Annotated in this window: 1 protein-coding gene; it reads right to left on the bottom strand. The window is 33.0% G+C overall.

Annotated elements, in window-relative coordinates; genetic code table 11:
• The coding region (locus tag KPL50_RS26640; protein ID WP_216301469.1) for an ABC transporter ATP-binding protein at positions 1-748 on the bottom strand (748 nt) is incomplete at its 3' end.
• Positions 749-796: the final 48 nt, after the last annotated feature.

Here is a 796-nt window from a genome sequence, read left to right as displayed (position 1 = left end):
ACTCCTTCCAAATTTCATTGAAGTAAATACTAAAATTTGGAGCCTCTCTACGTTTTAATGGATAAGAAAAGTTTTCACCAAATTCTAGTGTCATGTGTTTAACAATTACAGCAGGGCGTTTAGAAAGGATAATAATTTCATCGGACATAGCAATGGCTTCTGCAATGTCGTGTGTTACCATTATTGTGGTCTTTTTCTCTTTTTTTATAATTTCATAAACCTCATCACTAATGTTTAATCTAGTTTGATAGTCTAAAGCTGAAAAGGGTTCATCTAAAAGAAGTAATTCAGGACTTAAAGCTAAGGTTCTAATTAAAGCAACCCTTTGCCTCATGCCTCCAGATAATTCTCTAGGATGATGGTCTCTAAATTCCCAAAGATTATAACTTATTAGGAGTCTTTTTACTAGTTCCTTATTGGCAGCTGTAATAGAATGGTTAATTTTAAGGCCTAGCAGTACATTGTCCCATATAGTTAGCCAGTCAAACAATTGATCCTTTTGAAACATATATCCAATTTTTAAAAAACTTGTGCTATCAGCACTACTATTAATTTTAATTTCTCCAGATGACGGAGAAATTAAGCCTGCTATTATATTTAATAGCGTAGATTTTCCACAACCAGAAGGGCCTACAATACTTAAAAAGTGACCTTCTTGTACACCAAAGGAAATATCCGCTAGAGCAGGTGTTTCTGCAGTTAAGGAGTGGTAATTCATACATATATTATTTATTTCTACTTTAATCACATCATCATCCCCTCAAAGTTATAGTTTAGTATATGAGGGATTATATTG

This window comes from Clostridium sp. CF012, assembly GCF_018861755.1.
GTDB lineage: Bacteria > Bacillota > Clostridia > Clostridiales > Clostridiaceae > Clostridium_AD.
This window is presented reverse-complemented; position numbering and strand designations above follow the sequence as displayed.